1 rRNA gene is annotated in these 3,126 nt (G+C 45.1%); it reads left to right on the top strand.

Features of this window, described 5'->3' with window-relative positions:
* Positions 1–33: 33 nt before the first annotated feature.
* Positions 34–3,107: ribosomal RNA gene (locus HMPREF2782_RS01130) — 23S ribosomal RNA — on the top strand.
* Positions 3,108–3,126 lie beyond the last annotated feature (19 nt).

Genomic DNA, 3,126 nt, shown 5'->3' with positions numbered 1-3,126 from the left:
ACCTAATAAAATTAAATAGCTATAAATATTTCCAGTCAAGAAAAAAAGGGCACAAGGTGGATGCCTTGGCACATGAAGGCGAAAAAGGACGTAAGTGAACGAAAACTAGGGTAAGCTCACAAAAAGCATTGACCCCTAGGTCTCCGAATGGGGCAACCCGGTTGTGGAAGACACAATCATTACTAAGTGAATACATAGCTTAGTAAGGCGAAACCCTGCGAACTGAAACATCTAAGTAGCAGGAGGAAAAGAAAGAAACATCGATTTTCTAAGTAGCGGCGAGCGAACGGAAAAGAGCCTAACTCATAAGCGATTTATTAAAGTTAGTCAAATTATCTGAAAAGCTAAACCAAAGAAAGTGAAAGTCTTGTAGACGAAAACATTAATAAACGAGAGGGAAAGTATCACCGGGCACGAGTAACCCGGTGTGAAGATAGGGGGCCCATCCCCTAAGGCTAAATACTAACATGTGACCGATAGTGAACAAGTACCGTGAGGGAAAGGTGAAAAGAACCCCGAAAGGGGAGTGAAATAGAACCTGAAACCTAGTGCCTACAAGCAGACAGAGCGTGAGCGAACGTGATGTCGTACCTTTTGTAGAATGGGCCAGCGAGTTATTCTAAATTGCAAGGTTAATGATTTAAGATCAGAAGCCGTAGCGAAAGCGAGTCTTAATAGGGCGAAAGTAAGTTAGAATAGACCCGAAACCGGGTGATCTATCCATGGTCAGAGTGAAGTTGAAGTAAAATTCAATGGAGGCTCGAACCGGGTGCGGTTTAAAACGCATCGGATGAACTGTGGATAGGGGCGAAAAACCAAACGAACCCGGAGATAGCTGGTTCTCCTCGAAATAGCTTTAGGGCTAGCCTCTGACCTAAGATTTTAGGAGGTAGAGCACTGAATGGTCTAGGGCGGATTACCGTACCAAAACCTATCAAACTCCGAATGCCAAAAAATCAAGTCAGGGAGTCAGACTTAGGGGGATAAGCTTCTAAGTCGAAAGGGAAACAGCCCAGACCGACAGCTAAGGTCCCAAAATTTGAATTAAGTGGAAAAGGATGTGAATCTACTAAGACAACCAGGACGTTGGCTTAGAAGCAGCCATGCATTTAAAGAATGCGTAATAGCTCACTGGTCAAGTGGGTTTGCGCCGAAAATGAACGGGGCTCAAATTCAATACCGAAGCTTCGGATTAATAGAGGGATTAAGTTTACAAATGAGACTAGGAAATATTTAACAAAAACAGAAGAGATTAAAAAGAAAAACAAATTTCAGACGCAGACATAAAAGATAGGATATTAAGATTAAGAAAAAAATATTCAAAAAACACAAGTCTAAAGTCAAAAGTGAGTAACATAAGAAATTATGAACTAACAATCACTGGTTAGAGTTAAAAACTAGGACTCATAGCTAAACTTAATACCTCTATTAGTGGTAGAGGAGCATTGTATTAGAGACGAAGCCAAGGCGAAAGCAAAAGTGGATCTAATACAAGAGAGAATGCTGGCATGAGTAGCGAGAAGGGATGTGAGAATCATCCCCGTCGAAACCCTAAGGACTCCTGAGCAAGGCTCGTCCCCTCAGGGAAAGTCGGGACCTAAGCCAAGGCCGAAAGGCGTAGGCGATGGATAACAGGTTTATATTCCTGTACCGCTTGAAGTCGTTAAGAGAGAAGTGATGACGCAAAAGGATAAGCAAAGCCATCAGATGGAAAAGATGGTCTAAAGCCGTAGGAAGAAAAGTAGGCAAATCCGCTTTTCACAAATTCTAAAAGCCGATAGGTATCGAAAACATAAGTAGAGAAGTTGCCGATTCCAGGTTGCCAAGAAAAGTCACTATCCAGACCAAAGCGCCCGTACCAAAACCGACACAGGTAGGGAGGTAGAGAATACCAAGACGCGCGGAAGAACCTTTGTTAAGGAACTCGGCAAAATGTCCCCGTAACTTCGGGAGAAGGGGAGCCTGAGCAATCAGGCCACAGAAACCAGGCCCAAGCGACTGTTTACCAAAAACACAAGTTTCTGCAAAATCGCAAGATGAAGTATAGGAGCTGACACCTGCCCGGTGCTGGAAGGTTAAGGGGAAGGCTTAGAGCAATCGAAGGCTAGAACTTAAGCCCCAGTAAACGGCGGCCGTAACTATAACGGTCCTAAGGTAGCGAAATTCCTTGTCGGGTAAGTTCCGACCCGCACGAAAGGTGTAACGATTTGGGCACTGTCTCAACAAAGGATCCGGTGAAATTGTAGTAGTCGTGAAGATGCGACTTACCCACGCTAGGACGGAAAGACCCCGTGGAGCTTTACTGTAGGCTGATATTGGATTTTGAGATTAAATGTACAGGATAGTTGGGAGACTGAGATATCTGGATGCCAATCTAGGAGGAGTCACTGGTGGGATACCAACCTTTTAATATCAAAGTTCTAACCATAGCCCTTGAATCAGGGCATGGGACATTGTCAGTTGGGCAGTTTGACTGGGGCGGTCGCCTCCTAAAAAGTAACGGAGGCGTTCAAAGGTTCGCTCAGAATGGACGGAAACCATTCGCAGAGTATAAAGGCAAAAGCGAGCTTAACTGCGAGAGCTACAACTCAAGCAGAGTCGAAAGACGGACTTAGTGATCCGGTGGTACCGCATGGAAGGGCCATCGCTCAACGGATAAAAGCTACCCCGGGGATAACAGGCTTATCTCCCCCAAGAGTCCACATCGACGGGGAGGTTTGGCACCTCGATGTCGGCTCGTCTCATCCTGGGGCTGGAGTAGGTCCCAAGGGTTGGGCTGTTCGCCCATTAAAGAGGCACGCGAGCTGGGTTCAGAACGTCGTGAGACAGTTCGGTCCCTATCCAGCGTGGGCGTAAGAAATTTGAGAGGAGCTGTCCTTAGTACGAGAGGACCGGGATGGACGCACCAATGGTGTACGAGTTGTTAGGCCACTAGCATGGCTCGGTAGCTAAGTGCGGGAATGATAAGTACTGAAAGCATCTAAGTACGAAGCATGCCTCAAGATAAGATTTCTTAGAGTAGGTAAAGAAAATACCTTAGATAGGTCCAAGGTGTAAGTGCAGTAATGTATTAAGCTAATGGATACTAAACTTTAAATCTTGACTGGAAATATTTATAGCTATTGA

It is taken from the genome of Anaerococcus sp. HMSC068A02 (genome assembly GCF_001811125.1).
GTDB classification, from domain to species: domain Bacteria; phylum Bacillota; class Clostridia; order Tissierellales; family Peptoniphilaceae; genus Anaerococcus; species Anaerococcus vaginalis_C.
This window is presented reverse-complemented; position numbering and strand designations above follow the sequence as displayed.